Source organism: Acinetobacter sp. 742879, from assembly GCF_000588535.1.
Classification (GTDB): domain Bacteria; phylum Pseudomonadota; class Gammaproteobacteria; order Pseudomonadales; family Moraxellaceae; genus Acinetobacter; species Acinetobacter pittii.
Map to the genome: position 1 here is coordinate 257,658 of NZ_JFYC01000001.1, position 14,858 is coordinate 272,515.

Here is a 14,858-nt window from a genome sequence, read left to right on the forward strand (position 1 = left end):
TTATATGTTTAAATTCCAACAAATTTTACGTTCAGAGACTAGTGTTTTTGTGATGAATGGCGTAAATATAAAACTCGATCATCAGAAATGTTTACTTCAGAATAAAAGGTGTATGTCATGGGAAAAGTCAATAAAACAGACCGGGAATGGCAAAGAGAGTTATCACCAGAAGAGTATCGGATTACACGACAAAAAGGCACTGAACCTGCATTTACGGGGCAATACTGGAATACTAAGCAACATGGTACCTATGTTTGCCGTTGCTGCGGTGCGGAGTTATTCTCATCGGATACCAAATATGATAGCGGTTGCGGTTGGCCAAGTTTCTTCCGTCCGATCAATGGTGCTGTCATTGATGAACATGAAGATTTAACGCATGGTATGGTCAGAACTGAAATAGTTTGTCATGATTGCGAAGCTCATTTAGGGCATGTATTTGAAGATGGACCACAGCCGACAGGTTTGCGCTACTGTGTAAACTCGGCATCATTACAACTGAAAACAGAAGAAAAAAATGATGAGGAAACCTATCCATGAGTAATATTTATCAGTTTGAAGCTGAGCTGTTAGAGGGTGAAGTTAAGCAATTGGCTGATTACAAAGGTAAAGTTTTACTAATTGTAAACACTGCCAGTAAATGTGGTTTTACACCACAATTTGCTGGCCTCGAAAAACTTTATGAAAAATATAAAGATCAAGGATTAGAAGTTTTAGGTTTTCCCTGCAACCAGTTTGGTGGGCAAGATCCAGGAAGCAATAAAGAAATTGGTAGCTTCTGTCAGCGTAACTATGGGGTGAAATTTCCTATGTTTGCTAAAGTTGATGTAAAAGGCCCGGAAGCCCATGTGATTTTTAGATATTTAACACGTGAAGCTAAAGGTATTTTAGGTAGTAGTAGCATTAAATGGAACTTTACCAAATTTTTGGTAGGCAAAGATGGTGCTGTTTTAAATCGCTATGCACCTACGACTAAGCCAGAAGCTTTAGAAGCTGATATTGAAAAAGCATTAGCGAGTTAATCATTTAAATGAACGCTATTCCTCAAGCTTTTGAGTTTTGGCAAGATTGGCGAATGCCTTATGTTGAAACCAGAAGATCCTGTTTTAGCCGAACGTGTTATAAGTCTCATAGTCATCCAACGTTTTCTATCGGGGCTATAGACGAGGGGAATAGCGTTTTTCAAAGTTCATTTGGTACGCCCCAAAAGATTGATGCTGGTACTTTGGTGATCGTACCCGCACATATTGAGCATTCATGTAACCCTTTGCCAGATCAGGCTTGGAGCTACCAGATGCTACATTTGGATATAAGGTGGTTAAATCAGCTGTATTCAGAATTTCGAGAACATGGTTTAGATTTGCATCTGCCTCAGCATAAGCCGCTCATAATAAAAGAAGAAACTTTATATCAGGCTTTTTCTGATATGAATGAAACTTTATTCGATCCTGAAAAATTAATTATTGAAAAAGAACAGTCGCTAATCTATTGCCTTACCCAGCTGTTACTCCCTCATTTCGTATTAGAAGAAATAAAAAAAACTGAATATTTGTATGAAGATTTTTTGGACTTAATTCATATTATTAAATCGTCAGAACAATTTATTTCTCTTGAAGAGCTTGCAGAGCAGGTTGGACTTAGTCGATATGCAATCATTCGTTTATTCAAGGCCAATGTTGGTTTAACTCCACATGCATTTCAAATTAATTTAAAGATTAATCAAGCCAGAGCTCAATTAAAGCAAGGGATTTCACTCGCAGAGCTAGCTGTCAATTTAGGCTTTAGTGATCAAAGCCATTTTCATAAAGCTTTTAAAGCACATACAGGAATTACTCCTCGACAGTTTCAACTTGCAGCCGCGCAATAATTTACAAGAAATTATTTTTCTCTATTTTTAAGCTACTCCATACAATTTTAAAGATGAAATCGTTATGGAAGTTTTTTTGGTTATCGCCTTTACTCACTTTTTAGCACTACTATCTCCAGGTCCAGATTTTTTTCTTATTTTGACCAGTCTTTTGCAAAAAGGAGCGCGTTATACCTATGGCGTTATTCTGGGAATTACTTTGGGTAATGCTGTTATCTTAATGGTGTGTATATTTGGATTTATGGTGCTTGGCAATTTAAGCACAACGATTCTTTTAGTACTTAAATGGCTGGGGGCTGGATATTTAGTTTATTTGAGTTTTCTTTGTTTTAGAGCCACTCAAGGAACAAACTTAAATATTACTGTTGCTGAAAATAGTTTGGTTGAACAAGAGTCTACTTATAAGAGTAAAGTTAAAAGCTTAGTTCTGGGTTTGCAATCCAGTCTTCTTAATCCTAAAAATATTATGTTTTATAGTAGTTTAATGCTACTTATTCAACAGGAATTTAGCTTATTTCAAAAATTACTAATGAGTATATGGATGACAGGAGTAGTTTTTGGCTGGAATTTATTATTGGTTCGTTTATTGCGTCAAGAGCGGGTATTAGCACAGATTAAACGTTCTGCTAGAGGAATATATTATTGCTCTAGTTTGGCTTTCATTTTGTTCGCAGTGTTATTGGTTGTCTATAGTTAATGCAGATTGCATAGCCTCCTAAATAATACTGAAGGCTATGCAATTTTGCTGGGTTTAAAGAATCGCTTTTAAACGTTTAACGACTTCTTCACATTGTGCCAAATCTGCTACTAAAGCCATACGCACATGGTTGGCACCAGGGTTACCTTGTTCGGTATCACGAGATAGATAACGACCCGGTAAAACTTTAATATGTGCTTTTTCCATGAGCATTTTGGCAAAAGTTTCATCATTATCGACTTTTAACCAGTAATAAAAACCAGCATCAGGTTTTTGTAGTGGGAGCAGATGACCTAGCTCAGATTGGAATAAATCAAACTTTGCACGATATTGCTTACGGTTTTCTTCAACATGGTTTTCATCGTTCCACGCTGCGATTGAAGCAAGCTGGTGTTGTACTGGCATTGCAGCGCCGTGATAGGTGCGGTATTGCAAATATGGCTTTAACAGATCGGCATCACCCGCTACAAAACCTGAGCGCAGACCTGGTAAATTTGAGCGTTTTGAAAGTGAATGAAATACGATACAGTTTTTGTAGTCATAACGGCCAAGCTCAGCACACACTTCTAATAGACCAGTAGGTGCTTGATCAAACCAAAGCTCTGAATAGCATTCATCAGAAGCAATAACGAAATTATATTGATCAGATAGAGCAATTAGCTTTTTAAATTGTTCTTTAGAAAGCACAGTACCTGTTGGGTTACCCGGTGTACATACAAAAAGTAGGGCTGTTTTTTCCCAAACTTCTGCTGGTACTGCATCAAAATCACCTAAATAGCCATTTTCTTCCGTGCAATTAATGAAGTATGGCTTTGCACCTGCAAGTAAAGCTGCACCTTCATAAATTTGATAAAACGGGTTCGGCATCACCACATAAGGTGCATCTTCACGATTAATTAATGCCTGTACAAAAGAGAAAATGCCTTCACGTGTACCAGAGACAGGCAAGATGTGGTTTTCAGCACTAATGCTGTTAAGTTTAAAGCGCTTAGTTAACCAATCTGCAATGCTTTGGCGAAGCTCAGGTAAGCCTTTACTGTTTGGATAAGTTGATAGGTGGTTAAAGTTATCAATAATAGCCTGTTTAACAAACTCTGGTGCTGGATGCTTAGGTTCGCCAATTGATAGAGGAATCAAGGGAAGGTTAGCAGGAGTAGTATCCTTAAAAAGTTGGTTTAACTTTTCAAATGGATACGGGTGTAATAACGACAAGCTAGAGTTCATTAAACAGTTACCAAGTAGTTGAGTTTCAGTGCTGACAAATTTGATTAGATGCTTCATCTAATGCAGCTTTCAGTTTTTCCGAGAAGAGTTTGACCTCTTCGTTATTCAGCGGTTTTCCATCTTTTTTGGTGACAAAGAAAATATCTTCGGCACGTTCGCCTAAAGTTGCGATTCGGGCTGAATGGATGTCTAAACCTTGCATCATAAATAAACCACCGACGCGTGCAAGTAGGCCAGGGTGATCGAGTGTTGAAATTTCGACCATATTTTGCTGTAAGGCTTCATTTAATGTTACGTCGACTGTATTTTCAATATCGAAATGACGTAATTGACGTGGAATACGACGTTGCATGAGTCCCGGATATTGGTCTGGTTGGCTAAGGGCTTTCACTAATGCATTTTTAACGGTTTCTTCACGTTCTGGGTCGGTAAGCAATGTCCCGAAACGATCAAGTACAACATAAGTGTCTAAGCTAAATGCTGTACTTGCCGTGATAATTTTTGCGTCCTGAACGTCTAAGTTCATTCGGTCTAAAACGGCAACAGTGGTGGCAAATAGGTTAGGTTGATCGCGAGTATAAATAAAGATTTGCACCGCATCTTGAGCTGCTTTACGGTGAGCACGCAATAGGACTAATGGCTCTGGATTATCACCGTGTTTTAAAATTGCTTGTGTATGCCACGCAATTTCATCCGCCGATTCTTTAATGAAGTATTCATCACCTAGTTCTTGCCATACTTTTTCGACATCTGCCAATGCGAAGTTATTTACCAGCAATTCACTTGCTGCAAACTTGGTGTCTTCAATCAGCATTTGGTAGTCAACAGGACGGCCTAAACCTGTACGGATTACATCACGAGCGTGCGTATAAAGTTGACGCATGAGAGAAGCGCGCCATGTGTTCCATAGTTTTGGATTTGTCGCGTTAATATCGGCAACCGTTAAGGTATATAGATAATCAAGATGCTCCATATCGCCAAGTTTTTCGGCAAAATCTTTCACGACGTCTGGATCAGAAATATCTTTTTTCTGAGCTGTGAGTGACATGAGCAAATGATTTTGAATGAGCCATGCAATTAATTTGCATTCACGTTCTGTAAAGCCATGTGCACGGCCAAACTCAATTGCATCTTCTGCGCCGAGTTCGCTGTGGTCACCACCGCGACCTTTTGCGATGTCATGGAATAAAGCAGCAATAAAGACAATATCTTGACGGGCAAGACGTTGGAAAACTGAACTTACTACAGGGAATTCTTTAGCGAATTCAGGTTCTCTAAAACGATTTAAATTACGCAGCAATAATAATGTGTGAGCATCGACCGTATAGATATGGAACAAGTCATATTGCATAAGGCCCATAATTTGGCCAAAAGCAGGAATATAGTTTCCTAAAACACCATAACGTTTCATCGCAACCAAGGTATCGTATAAACGATATGGTGAGCGAATAATCGACATAAACAGTGCTTGATGCTCTGGATTATCGCGATAACTTTGGTTGATTCGTTTCGCCGCAAGAATAAGTAAGCGTAAAGTACGAGCGCGAATGCCTTCAATATCTGGTCGATTGGCTAAAATATAGAACAGCTCTAAAATTGCGCTTGGATGTTCTGCGAATATTTTATGATGCTGTACCGCAAGTTTATTATCGACAATTTTAAAGTGATCGTTAACGACTTCAATTTTGCGTTCATAGTTGGGCAGTCGAGGAGTAATCACTGACTCGCTAAAATACGCCAGCAACATTTCATTGAGTGTTGAAACCTGTTGCGCCGTACGGTAGTAGCGTTTCATGAATTGCTCAACACCATAATTTACAGGTTGACCTTCTTGACGCACATATCCAAATTTGGCGGCAATTTCCCTTTGATGGTCAAAGAGTAAACGGTTTTCATCACGTTTAGCTAAACGGTGTAAATGATGTCGAATTTCCCAAAGAAAACTTTCAGCTTCTTCTAAAACTGCCAATTCAAACTCTGAAATGAAACCTAAATGCACTAAGTCATAAATACGGTTTACGCGAAAGTGACGTTTAGCAATCCAGCCAATTTGGTTAATGTCACGAATACCGCCCGGTGCATTTTTTATGTCGGGTTCTAAATTACTTTCAGTATTGTTGTGTTGGTGGTAACGCTTGGCTTGTTCGGCCATTTTTGCGTCATAAAATGTTTTGTCTGTCCATGTCTGCGAAACAATACGGCGAGGCCATTTCGCAAGCTGACTATTGCCAGTAATTAACCGCGCCTCAATTAAAGTTGTTGCAACGGTTAAATCGGTAGCGGCCTGTTCAACACAGCTTTGAATCGTGCGAACACTAATGCCAGGTTTAAAGTTTCCAACGTCCCATAAAGAAGAAATAAATGTAGAGATACGTTTTTCGTTTTCTTCGTTAATTTCATGCTCCGATAGGATCATGATATCGACATCGGAATAGGGCAACATTTCACGGCGCCCATAACCGCCTACAGCAAAAAGGCCCAGTTCTGTTTGATCGAGTTCAGCATGTTTCCATAAAAAGATCAGTGCTTCATCTACTAAATCTGAACGGGCTTTAATGATTTCACGAATAGATTGCCCATTTTCATATGAATCTTGCAACTGCTTTTCTACATCCGTTCGCCATTGATTAATGGCTTTAATATCATGATGACTTGAGACATAGTTCAACAATGGCGATATATTGATCATGAAAATGGGTCTACCAATAAGTAAAAATTAAGAGTTTGTTTGAACGCTTACTTGATCAGCGGTTTCTTTCGCTAAAGTACGAGCAAGATCAGTATTTTCAGCACGAGCGGTTGCTACACCCATACGACGACGTTTGAAACCTTCTGGTTTGCCAAACAGGCGTAAATCGGTGTCTGGGTGTGTTAAAGCTACATTGAGATTGCTATAACTTAAATTGCTGGCATCAACTCCAGCATAAATTACTGCACTTGCTGCAACACTGTGGCGTGCTGTGTTTACAGGTAAACCTAAAATTGCACGTGCATGCAGTTCAAATTCACTTTGAAACTGAGATGCTAAAGTTACGAGTCCTGTATCGTGTGGGCGAGGTGAGACTTCACTAAACCAAACCTTGTCGCCTTTAATAAACAGTTCTACACCAAAAATACCACAGCCACCAAGTGCAGTTGTCACTTTATTTGCAATACGTTTTGCTTCTTCGAGTGCCGCCGTCGTCATTGGTTGAGGTTGCCAGCTTTCTACATAATCCCCGGCATCTTGGCGGTGACCAATTGGGTCACAGTAATGAGTTTCGATTTCACCAGTTTCAGGGTTTTTAGCGCGAACGGTAAGTAATGTAATTTCAAAATCAAAATCAATTTGAGATTCAATAATAACCGTGCCTTGGTTAACACGGCCACCTTGCATTGCATATTCCCAAGCTGCATCGACTTCATCGAAACTTTTTACACGAGACTGACCTTTACCTGAAGATGACATGACTGGTTTTACAAAGTTTGGATAACCAATGTCATCGCAAGCGGCGCGGAAGCTTTCGAGCGTATCAGCAAAACGATAAGCAGAAGTAGGTAGGCCAAGTTCTTCAGCCGCAAGACGGCGAATGCCTTCACGGTTCATTGTGAGGTTTACAGCTTTAGCAGAAGGGATGACAGTTGCTGTTTTGCTCGCTTCAATTTCAAGTAAAATTTCTGTCGCAATTGCTTCAATTTCTGGAACAATTAAATTTGGTTTAATTTTCTCGATGAGTTGTTTTAATTGGGCAGGATCTGCCATGTTTAACACATAAGAAAAATGTGCAACTTGCATTGCTGGTGCATGATCATAACGGTCGGCTGCATGTACTTCTACACCAAGGCGTTGTAAGGAAATTACAACTTCTTTGCCAAGCTCTCCTGAACCTAACAATAAAACTTTAAATGCAGAAGATTGAAGTGGGGTACCGAGTGTCACGCTCATGCGAATCATCCTGACAAAATTATTTTTTTAAGCATAGCAGAACTTATGGTGGAGTTAAGCCTTATCATGCATAAAAAAAGTAATTTTGTCGGACAATTAAAAAAAGTGGTTTTTAGATATTAACCTGATAGTTTAAAAGCAATTCATCCGCATTTTTACCACGGATGCCCCAATTTTCTTTAGGTGTTTCAAAAATAGTAATTTCAATGTCTTGTGGAGAAATTCTACATTGTTCTTGAATATTACGGAATAAGGTTTGGATAAGCTGCTTTTTAGTGGCTGCACTGCGGCCTGCAAACATTGAAAGTTCAATAATAATGTAATGCTGGATTCTGTCAGAAGGGTAAATGAAATTTCCTGGTTTAAGGCTAATAAAACGTTGAAACCTTTTCTCAACAGGATATTTCAATTCTTCAATAAGCGCTTGATGGATTGCATGAGAAAGTAATTCTCGGTACTGCATAATGGTTTGTTCATTTGCATAAATTTTAACTTGTGACATTTTTATCTCTATTAAGTAGCTAAGGTTATCTTTTTAATCAATTCAAAAATTAAATTTTCCAAGCCAGAAGTTTCAATCTTAAACGCCTCTGGCCAGATTTTATTTTATATAAGGAAGATAAGTTTATCTATTTATAAAGGTAAATAAGTATAGATCAGACCATAAACAATTGCGGCAGTTAAAGTTGCTGGTACGATTTTCTTAAATTTAAAATAAAGACCTGCTAAAACTAAAAAACCGATAAGCATTGCGAAACTCTTATTGGGAGTTTCAAGGAGAGGTGGAAGGGTAGCAACTACAAGCATGGCACTAATTGCAGATATTCCAATACTCCCTAAGGCAATTTTGATCCAGATTGAGCCGCGTCTTTGTTGGTTGCCCTGTAGTTTTTGTATTACGAAAAAAGGTCCAAAGCGTGAAGCAAAATTGGCTATACCCACAATAATGCCGACCAGAATAATTTCTAGGTTCATATTAAGCCTCAACCTCATCATGCTGTTTCAGCACATAATGTTTAAATAGACCAGCTAAAATTCCTGAAAAAATACCTATAAAAATAGCGGCTGATAAGTTAATCCAATAACACGCCAAAGCTGAAACTACTAAAGATACAGCAACAACAAGGCTATGCTTTCGTTCAAACGCCGCTAATAAAAAACTTAAGAATAAAGCTGGTAACAAGAAGTCTAAAGCTGCTTGTAAAAACTTTGGTAAATGAGCAACTTGATCGGCAAATAATCCGCCTAACAAAGAGCCAGTTGCCCAAGCCATCCAACTAAATAGACTTAAGCCTAACATCCAAGACTCGGACCATTGTTGTCTGCGCTGTGAAAGTTGGATCATTCCACTGGCAAAAACTTCATCCGTTAAGCCCCAAGCCCATACTGCCGTTTTCTTAAGATTTAATTTGTTTGGAATCAGGTTGTATAGAGCAGGTCCATAAAGGACATGGCGAATATCGAGGGCAATAACTGTTAATGCTGTTAGCCAAATGGATGAACCGCTAGCCAAAAGCGCGACAACCAAAAATTGGCTAGCGCCGGCATACATTGAACAAGATAGAAAAAAAGCTTCCCATGGTGTAAAACCAAACTGGGATGCAGAAACGCCAAAGGCAAAAGAAACGGGTAAATAAGTGAGTACGATAGCTTGGCTATCTTTGGCGCCTTGCCAAAAAGTTGCTGTTTGGGCAGGCATCAATTGTTGTTCGGACACAATACACCTTGGCAATAAACCAAATGATAAAAATACTTGAAAGATTGAGTATTGTAGCCGAATTTAATAGCATAGTGCCGAAATGTTTAATCGGCAGTTTGATATGTTCAAGGCAAAGATTCGTTTAGTTTATATCGCCATGATGAGTGCAGGTATTTTTACATTGCAGGGCTGTGATAATGGTAATCAGGGTGTAGAAAAAAAAGTAGAAATTAAGCCAGCACCGAAACTAACCAATGATGCAACTGTTTATGCTCAAAAAGCATGGACATTAATTAACACGGTTGAGCATTTAGTTTATGAAAAACAACTCAGCCAAATTGATGACAAAGTTCGTAAACCTTTACGTCAATTGAGTACAGACTGGCGCATTAATGTAAAAATGACGGATTCAGTGACAGAAGGGAAATATGCACTCTGTCGTAAAGCCCTGACAAGTTTAGATATATGGGCACGCGAAACGCTAGAAAACAATAGTTCAGTTGCCCAAAAGCAAGCGGACTATGAGCGAGATAAGGCTCAATGTAAGGATGCGATCGATACACCAAATCTTGGAAATACGTCGCCAAAATAAAACTAATGAATCTAAAAAAAGCGAGATGATCAATCTCGCTTTTTTTGCTTTTAAACGATAATGAGTGAATGTGAATTACGGTTTTGTGGCAGCTTTAGCGGTGTTGGCAGTTTTCACAGCATCTTGTTTCATTTGATGAGTCATTTGCTGTGATTCATGTTGAGCATGTGTCGCGCTGGTCATTGCATCATGTTTTTGAGTGCTTAAGTCTTTTTTAACATCCTGTTTAGTTTTAGTTACCTCTTTCTTGGCTTTTTGAGCTGTAGTTTTTCCATGTACCGCTACACATTTTCCACCTTTGTGATTCGGTCCTGTACCGCCTTGTAGTTGAGTCCCTTTTGGACATGCAAATGCCGAAACACTTAGCATAGCCAATACGCTTGCTGTAAGAATTGTTGATAATTTTTTCATGTTAATCAGCGCCTTGTTGAGTATTATTGCTCAGCTTGAGTGTAGGGTGAAAATATCTGCTTTAACACATTTATTTTGTGGAAATAGAGTTTGAACAATGTTTTGATTTGCAGTGTTATCTAATTTTTTAATTTAATTTTAAGTTTTTATTATTTAGCCGCTTTTAAAAAATTAGCATTGTGCTTGAGCAACTATTTTCAATTTCTCAATATCTAGAATCTCAATTTTTCTAAAAGCAATTTTGATGATTTTCTGTTTTTCGAGCAGGCTCAGCTCATGATTGATCGTCTGTCTAGATGTGGTCAGCATATTTGCCAATTGTTCTTGAGAAATATGGATGTGATGATCTTGAATAAGAATATGGTTGCCGTATCCTTCTAAAATGAATAGAAGACGCTGAGCCAGCCTTTGAGAAATACTACGTGTTTGGATAGCAATCTGTTCTAAGAAAACATACCTGAGTTTTTGGCTCGTTAAACGTGCAAAATAGTACCAATAATATGGATTTTCCTTGAGTAGATCATTTAATGGTTTTGCAGGAATATGTAAAACTGTACTTTTTTTCAATGCAATCGCATCGTGTGAGCGCGGTTCATCATCAATCAATGATATTTCACCAAACCACATGATTGGCTCAGCAATAGCAGAAAGAGCTTCATTACCATTTACATCGACATAACCCAAGCTAATCGAGCCTTCAAGTACGGTATAAATGCCATCAAATAGATCTTGAGCATGGAAAACATAGCTATTTTTCTCAAAAGTAATTTGCTTGCCATGTTCTAAAATAAAATTTTGGAATGTTTCCGGAAGCACACTAAACCATGTGTTTTCTTTTAGTCGGTTAATATAAATTAGGTCCAAAATTCGGTCATCCATGAAAAAATTCATTACTTTGTCAAACAGCTGACAACTTTAAGTTTTCCTTATTTGTACAGTATGACTATATGTAAGTGAATAGGGAATAACTCATGTCAAATTTGGAGCAACAGCTTAGCAAATATGCGGCTTACCACTTAAATCATAAAAATATTTTGACGCATTTTATCGGTATTCCGCTCATCGTGTTTTCAATTTTGTGTTTAACCGCAAGAGCTGGAGTCGATATTGGTAGTTTTAAACTGACTTTAGCTGTAGTCCTGATTGCAGCTAGTACGATCTATTATTTTATTTTAGATAAAGTATTTGGCTTACTCATGCTCATTATCTTGGTTGCTGTGTATCCACTGGCGAGCCAAATTGCTCAATTATCCTTAGGACAATGGTTAGCGGCAAGTATTGGTTTCTTTGTGGTGGGGTGGGTCTTTCAGTTTGTGGGACATTATTTCGAAAAGAAAAAACCAGCTTTTGTTGATGATGTGATAGGACTTGCGATAGGACCATTATTTGTATTGGCAGAATTTATATTTATGCTAGGTTTTAGAAAGCCTTTGCATACGCGTATTTTACAAGAGGCGCGTAGTAAACGAGAGACGATGGATTTAAGTCATTAAATGTAAAAAAGCCCCAACATATTGGGGCTTTTTCTTAAGCTTTAACTTAAACGTTAAAACGGAAGTGCATTACATCGCCGTCTTGAACAACGTAAGTTTTACCTTCTAAACGCCATTTACCAGCTTCTTTAGCGCCGTTTTCACCGTTGTATTGTACGAAGTCATCATATGCAACAACTTCAGCACGGATGAAGCCTTTTTCGAAGTCGGTATGAATCACACCAGCGGCTTGAGGAGCGGTTGCGCCAACTTTTACTGTCCATGCACGTACTTCTTGTACACCAGCAGTGAAATAAGTCTGTAAACCTAAAAGTGCATAACCTGCACGAATAACCACATTTAAGCCTGGTTCTTCCATGCCCATTGCTTCTAGGAACTCAGCACGATCTTCATCTTCTAATAATGAAATTTCAGCTTCGATCTGGTTGCAAAGAGGAACAACAATTGCGTTTTCTTCCGCAGCAAGTTTTTTTACTGCATCTAAATGCGGGTTATTTTCAAAACCATCTTCTGCAACGTTTGCAATATACATGGTTGGTTTTAAAGTCATTAAACCAAAACCACGAACTAATTTGCGTTCGTCATCAGATAAATCAGCTGCACGCGCTGGTTTACCTTCGTCAAGTAACGGTTGGATTTTTTCTAAAACTGCTTTAGTTGCTACAGCTTCTTTATCACCGCCTTTAGCAACTTTAGTTAAACGTAAAATTGCTTTTGCAACAGTTTCAAGATCGGCAAGTGCAAGTTCAGTATTGATAGTTGCGATGTCGTCTAATGGATCAATTTTGCCATTTACGTGAATCACGTTTTCGTCTTCGAAACAACGTACAACATGAGCGATTGCATCAGTTTCACGGATGTTAGCAAGGAATTGGTTACCTAAGCCTTCACCTTTTGACGCACCAGCAACAAGACCAGCAATGTCTACAAATTCCATGGTGGTAGGCAAAATACGCTGTGGTTTTACAATCGCAGCAAGTTTGTCTAAACGTGGATCTGGTACAGGAACAATACCTGTGTTTGGTTCAATGGTACAGAAAGGGAAGTTTTCCGCTGCAATCGCTGCTTTCGTTAATGCATTGAAAAGGGTAGATTTCCCTACGTTTGGCAGACCAACAATACCGCAATTAAAACCCATGAAAACCACTCACAAATGTGTAAATTAAAAATTGTCGCTGATTTTACATGAAAGCCATGACAAAGTCATGGCTAGAGCAGGGTTGTATTGCGTTTAAACTTTACGTTTATCAAGTTGCTGGGCTAATGCATCGCCAGTCGCTTGTACCAACATGACTAAAACAATGAGCACTAAAATTACAGCCAACATAATTTGCATATCAAAACGTTGATAGCCATAACGATAAGCAATGTCTCCTAGGCCACCTGCACCAATAGCACCAGCAATCGCAGAAGAGTTAATCATAGTCACAATAGTCACGGTAAAACCCGCCACAATACCTGGTAAAGCCTCTGGTAAAAGTACATGCCAGATAATTTGTTTACGGTTACAACCCATGGCCTGTGCAGCTTCAATTAAGCCTTGGTCGACTTCGCGTAAGCTGACTTCCGCAATACGAGCAAAGAAGGGAATTGCCGCAATCGTCAATGGAACAACGGCTGCCCAAACCCCATAACTTGTACCCACAATCCAGCGAGTAAGTGGAATAAGCGCAACCATTAAAATAAGAAAGGGTACAGAGCGAGTAATGTTAATGACCCAACCTAAAGCTTGATTAATCTTTTGTGACGGGTGAATGCCGTGCTCAGAAGTGCTGACTAAAACAACAGCAATCGGTAAGCCAATTAAAAAAGCAATAAACGCAGATGCACCTACCATGAGTAAGGTATCTACAGTTCCAGTAATTAATAAATCAATGAGCTGGTCGTGCATAGCCAAGTACCTCAAATTGTGCAATTGCAGTTAATGCGTCTTGTCGTATAGATGAAAGATCAATTTCTACGTTAGGAATACCGACTAAAAGTGAACCAATAATATGCCCTTGAATGGTATCGACCTGACTTTGATATAAATTGACAGGTGCTTTAAATCTAGCTAGTAGTTCTTGAATATCCGGAACCTGATGTGCTTCAGCCTCATATTTCAGTTTTACAATAATATGAGTCGAATCTTCATCGGGTAGAGGACTGATTTTAAAAGGCAGGGTAATTTGCTCAAGGTTTAACAATTCTTGAGTAATTTGTTGTTCTGGTCGTGAAAATACAGACCAGACTTGTCCAGCCTCTACTATCTCACCTTGATCAATCACCACCACTTGATCACAAATTTCTCGAATGACCTGCATTTCATGAGTGATGAGTACAATCGTTAGACCCAGTTCCTGATTAATCTTTTTAAGTAAAGCCAAAATAGTGGCGGTACTTTCTGGATCAAGTGCCGAGGTTGCCTCGTCACACAGTAAAATTTCTGGGTGGTGAACAAGTGCGCGTGCAATACCAACACGTTGCTTTTGTCCGCCAGAAAGTTGTGATGGATAATAGTTAGATTTATCTGCAAGACCTACGAGAGCTAGAACCTCATTTACACGTTGGTCGATATCTGCTTTGTTGTAATTGGAAACTTTTAAAGGCAATGCCACATTTTCCCAGACTGTTTTTGCAGACATTAAATTGAAATGTTGAAAAATCATTCCAATTCGTTGGCGAGTTTGAATAAGCTCGGCATGACTCAATTCAGCAATGTTTTGTTGATGAATATGAATACTGCCTGTATTTACTTGTTCTAAGCCATTTAAAGTGCGGAGTAGGGAAGATTTTCCCGCACCACTTTTACCAATAATGCCTAAAATCTTACCTTGAGGAATATCAAGGTTAATCTCTTTTAAAGCATGCAGCTTTTGACCCTGCGATTGATAAAACTTATTTAAACCACGAATTTTGATATGAGGTAGAGAAAAATCAACTTGTGATCCAAAACTCACCATTGTCATTCTCC

17 protein-coding genes are annotated in these 14,858 nt (G+C 38.7%); 6 read left to right on the forward strand and 11 right to left on the reverse strand.

Translation table 11 applies throughout. The features are described 5' to 3' along the window. Positions 1-117 precede the first annotated feature (117 nt). From msrB to J690_RS06015, 4 genes are all read left to right on the forward strand, one after another. Positions 118-537, forward strand: coding sequence for a peptide-methionine (R)-S-oxide reductase MsrB (gene msrB, locus J690_RS06005; RefSeq protein ID WP_002114184.1), 420 nt, complete (start codon positions 118-120; stop codon positions 535-537). After that, on the forward strand, positions 534-1,019 hold the full coding sequence (locus J690_RS06010) for a glutathione peroxidase (RefSeq protein ID WP_002114194.1): 486 nt from the start codon (positions 534-536) through the stop codon (positions 1,017-1,019). The genes msrB and J690_RS06010 overlap by 4 nt, the downstream gene beginning before the upstream one ends. A gap of 8 nt (positions 1,020-1,027) precedes the next feature. After that, a complete protein-coding gene (locus J690_RS0103990) occupies positions 1,028-1,864 on the forward strand; it encodes an AraC family transcriptional regulator (RefSeq protein ID WP_032034750.1) in 837 nt (278 codons plus the stop codon). 64 nt (positions 1,865-1,928) lie between these two features. Next, the gene (locus tag J690_RS06015; RefSeq protein ID WP_032034752.1) at positions 1,929-2,561 is read left to right on the forward strand and encodes a LysE family translocator; all 633 of its coding nucleotides are present in this window, start codon (positions 1,929-1,931) and stop codon (positions 2,559-2,561) included. A gap of 54 nt (positions 2,562-2,615) precedes the next feature. Here the strand turns inward: J690_RS06015 and dapC are convergent, their stop codons facing one another. The 6 genes from dapC to J690_RS06045 form a co-directional block, all read right to left on the reverse strand. Further along, complete coding sequence (gene dapC / locus J690_RS06020) at positions 2,616-3,785, reverse strand: succinyldiaminopimelate transaminase (protein WP_032034754.1); 1,170 nt, start codon at positions 3,783-3,785, stop codon at positions 2,616-2,618. Positions 3,786-3,810: 25 nt separating this feature from the next. Continuing rightward, a complete protein-coding gene (glnD, locus tag J690_RS06025; RefSeq protein ID WP_000608324.1) occupies positions 3,811-6,474 on the reverse strand; it encodes a [protein-PII] uridylyltransferase in 2,664 nt (887 codons plus the stop codon). Between the two features lie 27 nt (positions 6,475-6,501). Next, on the reverse strand, positions 6,502-7,719 hold the full coding sequence (purT, locus tag J690_RS06030; protein ID WP_081405074.1) for a formate-dependent phosphoribosylglycinamide formyltransferase: 1,218 nt from the start codon (positions 7,717-7,719) through the stop codon (positions 6,502-6,504). A 103-nt stretch (positions 7,720-7,822) separates the two neighbouring features. Beyond that, positions 7,823-8,212 (reverse strand): tautomerase family protein, encoded by a 390-nt coding sequence (locus J690_RS06035; RefSeq protein ID WP_032034760.1) that lies wholly within the window; start codon positions 8,210-8,212, stop codon positions 7,823-7,825. Positions 8,213-8,343: 131 nt separating this feature from the next. Then, positions 8,344-8,685, reverse strand: a complete 342-nt coding sequence (ygaH, locus tag J690_RS06040) for an L-valine transporter subunit YgaH (RefSeq protein ID WP_001047275.1) — start codon at positions 8,683-8,685, stop codon at positions 8,344-8,346. Between the two features lies 1 nt (position 8,686). After that, positions 8,687-9,409 carry an AzlC family ABC transporter permease gene (locus tag J690_RS06045; RefSeq protein ID WP_068906686.1) on the reverse strand — a complete coding sequence of 241 codons (723 nt, stop codon included), beginning with the start codon at positions 9,407-9,409 and terminating at the stop codon, positions 8,687-8,689. 121 nt (positions 9,410-9,530) lie between these two features. On the opposite strand from J690_RS06045, the gene J690_RS06050 reads away from it, so the two are divergent. Further along, positions 9,531-10,001, forward strand: coding sequence for a hypothetical protein (locus J690_RS06050; RefSeq protein WP_197672326.1), 471 nt, complete (start codon positions 9,531-9,533; stop codon positions 9,999-10,001). Positions 10,002-10,076: 75 nt separating this feature from the next. Here the strand turns inward: J690_RS06050 and J690_RS06055 are convergent, their stop codons facing one another. Beyond that, on the reverse strand, positions 10,077-10,412 hold the full coding sequence (locus J690_RS06055) for a hypothetical protein (protein ID WP_032006686.1): 336 nt from the start codon (positions 10,410-10,412) through the stop codon (positions 10,077-10,079). A gap of 171 nt (positions 10,413-10,583) precedes the next feature. Beyond that, entirely contained in the window at positions 10,584-11,291 is a 708-nt protein-coding gene (locus J690_RS06060) for a Crp/Fnr family transcriptional regulator (protein ID WP_032034764.1), read from the reverse strand. Between the two features lie 92 nt (positions 11,292-11,383). On the opposite strand from J690_RS06060, the gene J690_RS06065 reads away from it, so the two are divergent. Beyond that, positions 11,384-11,905 (forward strand): Mpo1 family 2-hydroxy fatty acid dioxygenase, encoded by a 522-nt coding sequence (locus J690_RS06065; protein WP_032034766.1) that lies wholly within the window; start codon positions 11,384-11,386, stop codon positions 11,903-11,905. Between the two features lie 46 nt (positions 11,906-11,951). Here the strand turns inward: J690_RS06065 and ychF are convergent, their stop codons facing one another. From ychF to J690_RS06080, 3 genes are all read right to left on the reverse strand, one after another. Further along, complete coding sequence (ychF, locus tag J690_RS06070; RefSeq protein WP_004642544.1) at positions 11,952-13,043, reverse strand: redox-regulated ATPase YchF; 1,092 nt, start codon at positions 13,041-13,043, stop codon at positions 11,952-11,954. 93 nt (positions 13,044-13,136) lie between these two features. Then, on the reverse strand, positions 13,137-13,796 hold the full coding sequence (locus tag J690_RS06075; RefSeq protein ID WP_005069679.1) for a methionine ABC transporter permease: 660 nt from the start codon (positions 13,794-13,796) through the stop codon (positions 13,137-13,139). Next, positions 13,777-14,853, reverse strand: coding sequence for a methionine ABC transporter ATP-binding protein (locus J690_RS06080; RefSeq protein ID WP_078220705.1), 1,077 nt, complete (start codon positions 14,851-14,853; stop codon positions 13,777-13,779). The genes J690_RS06075 and J690_RS06080 overlap by 20 nt, the downstream gene beginning before the upstream one ends. Between the last annotated feature and the right edge of the window lie 5 nt (positions 14,854-14,858).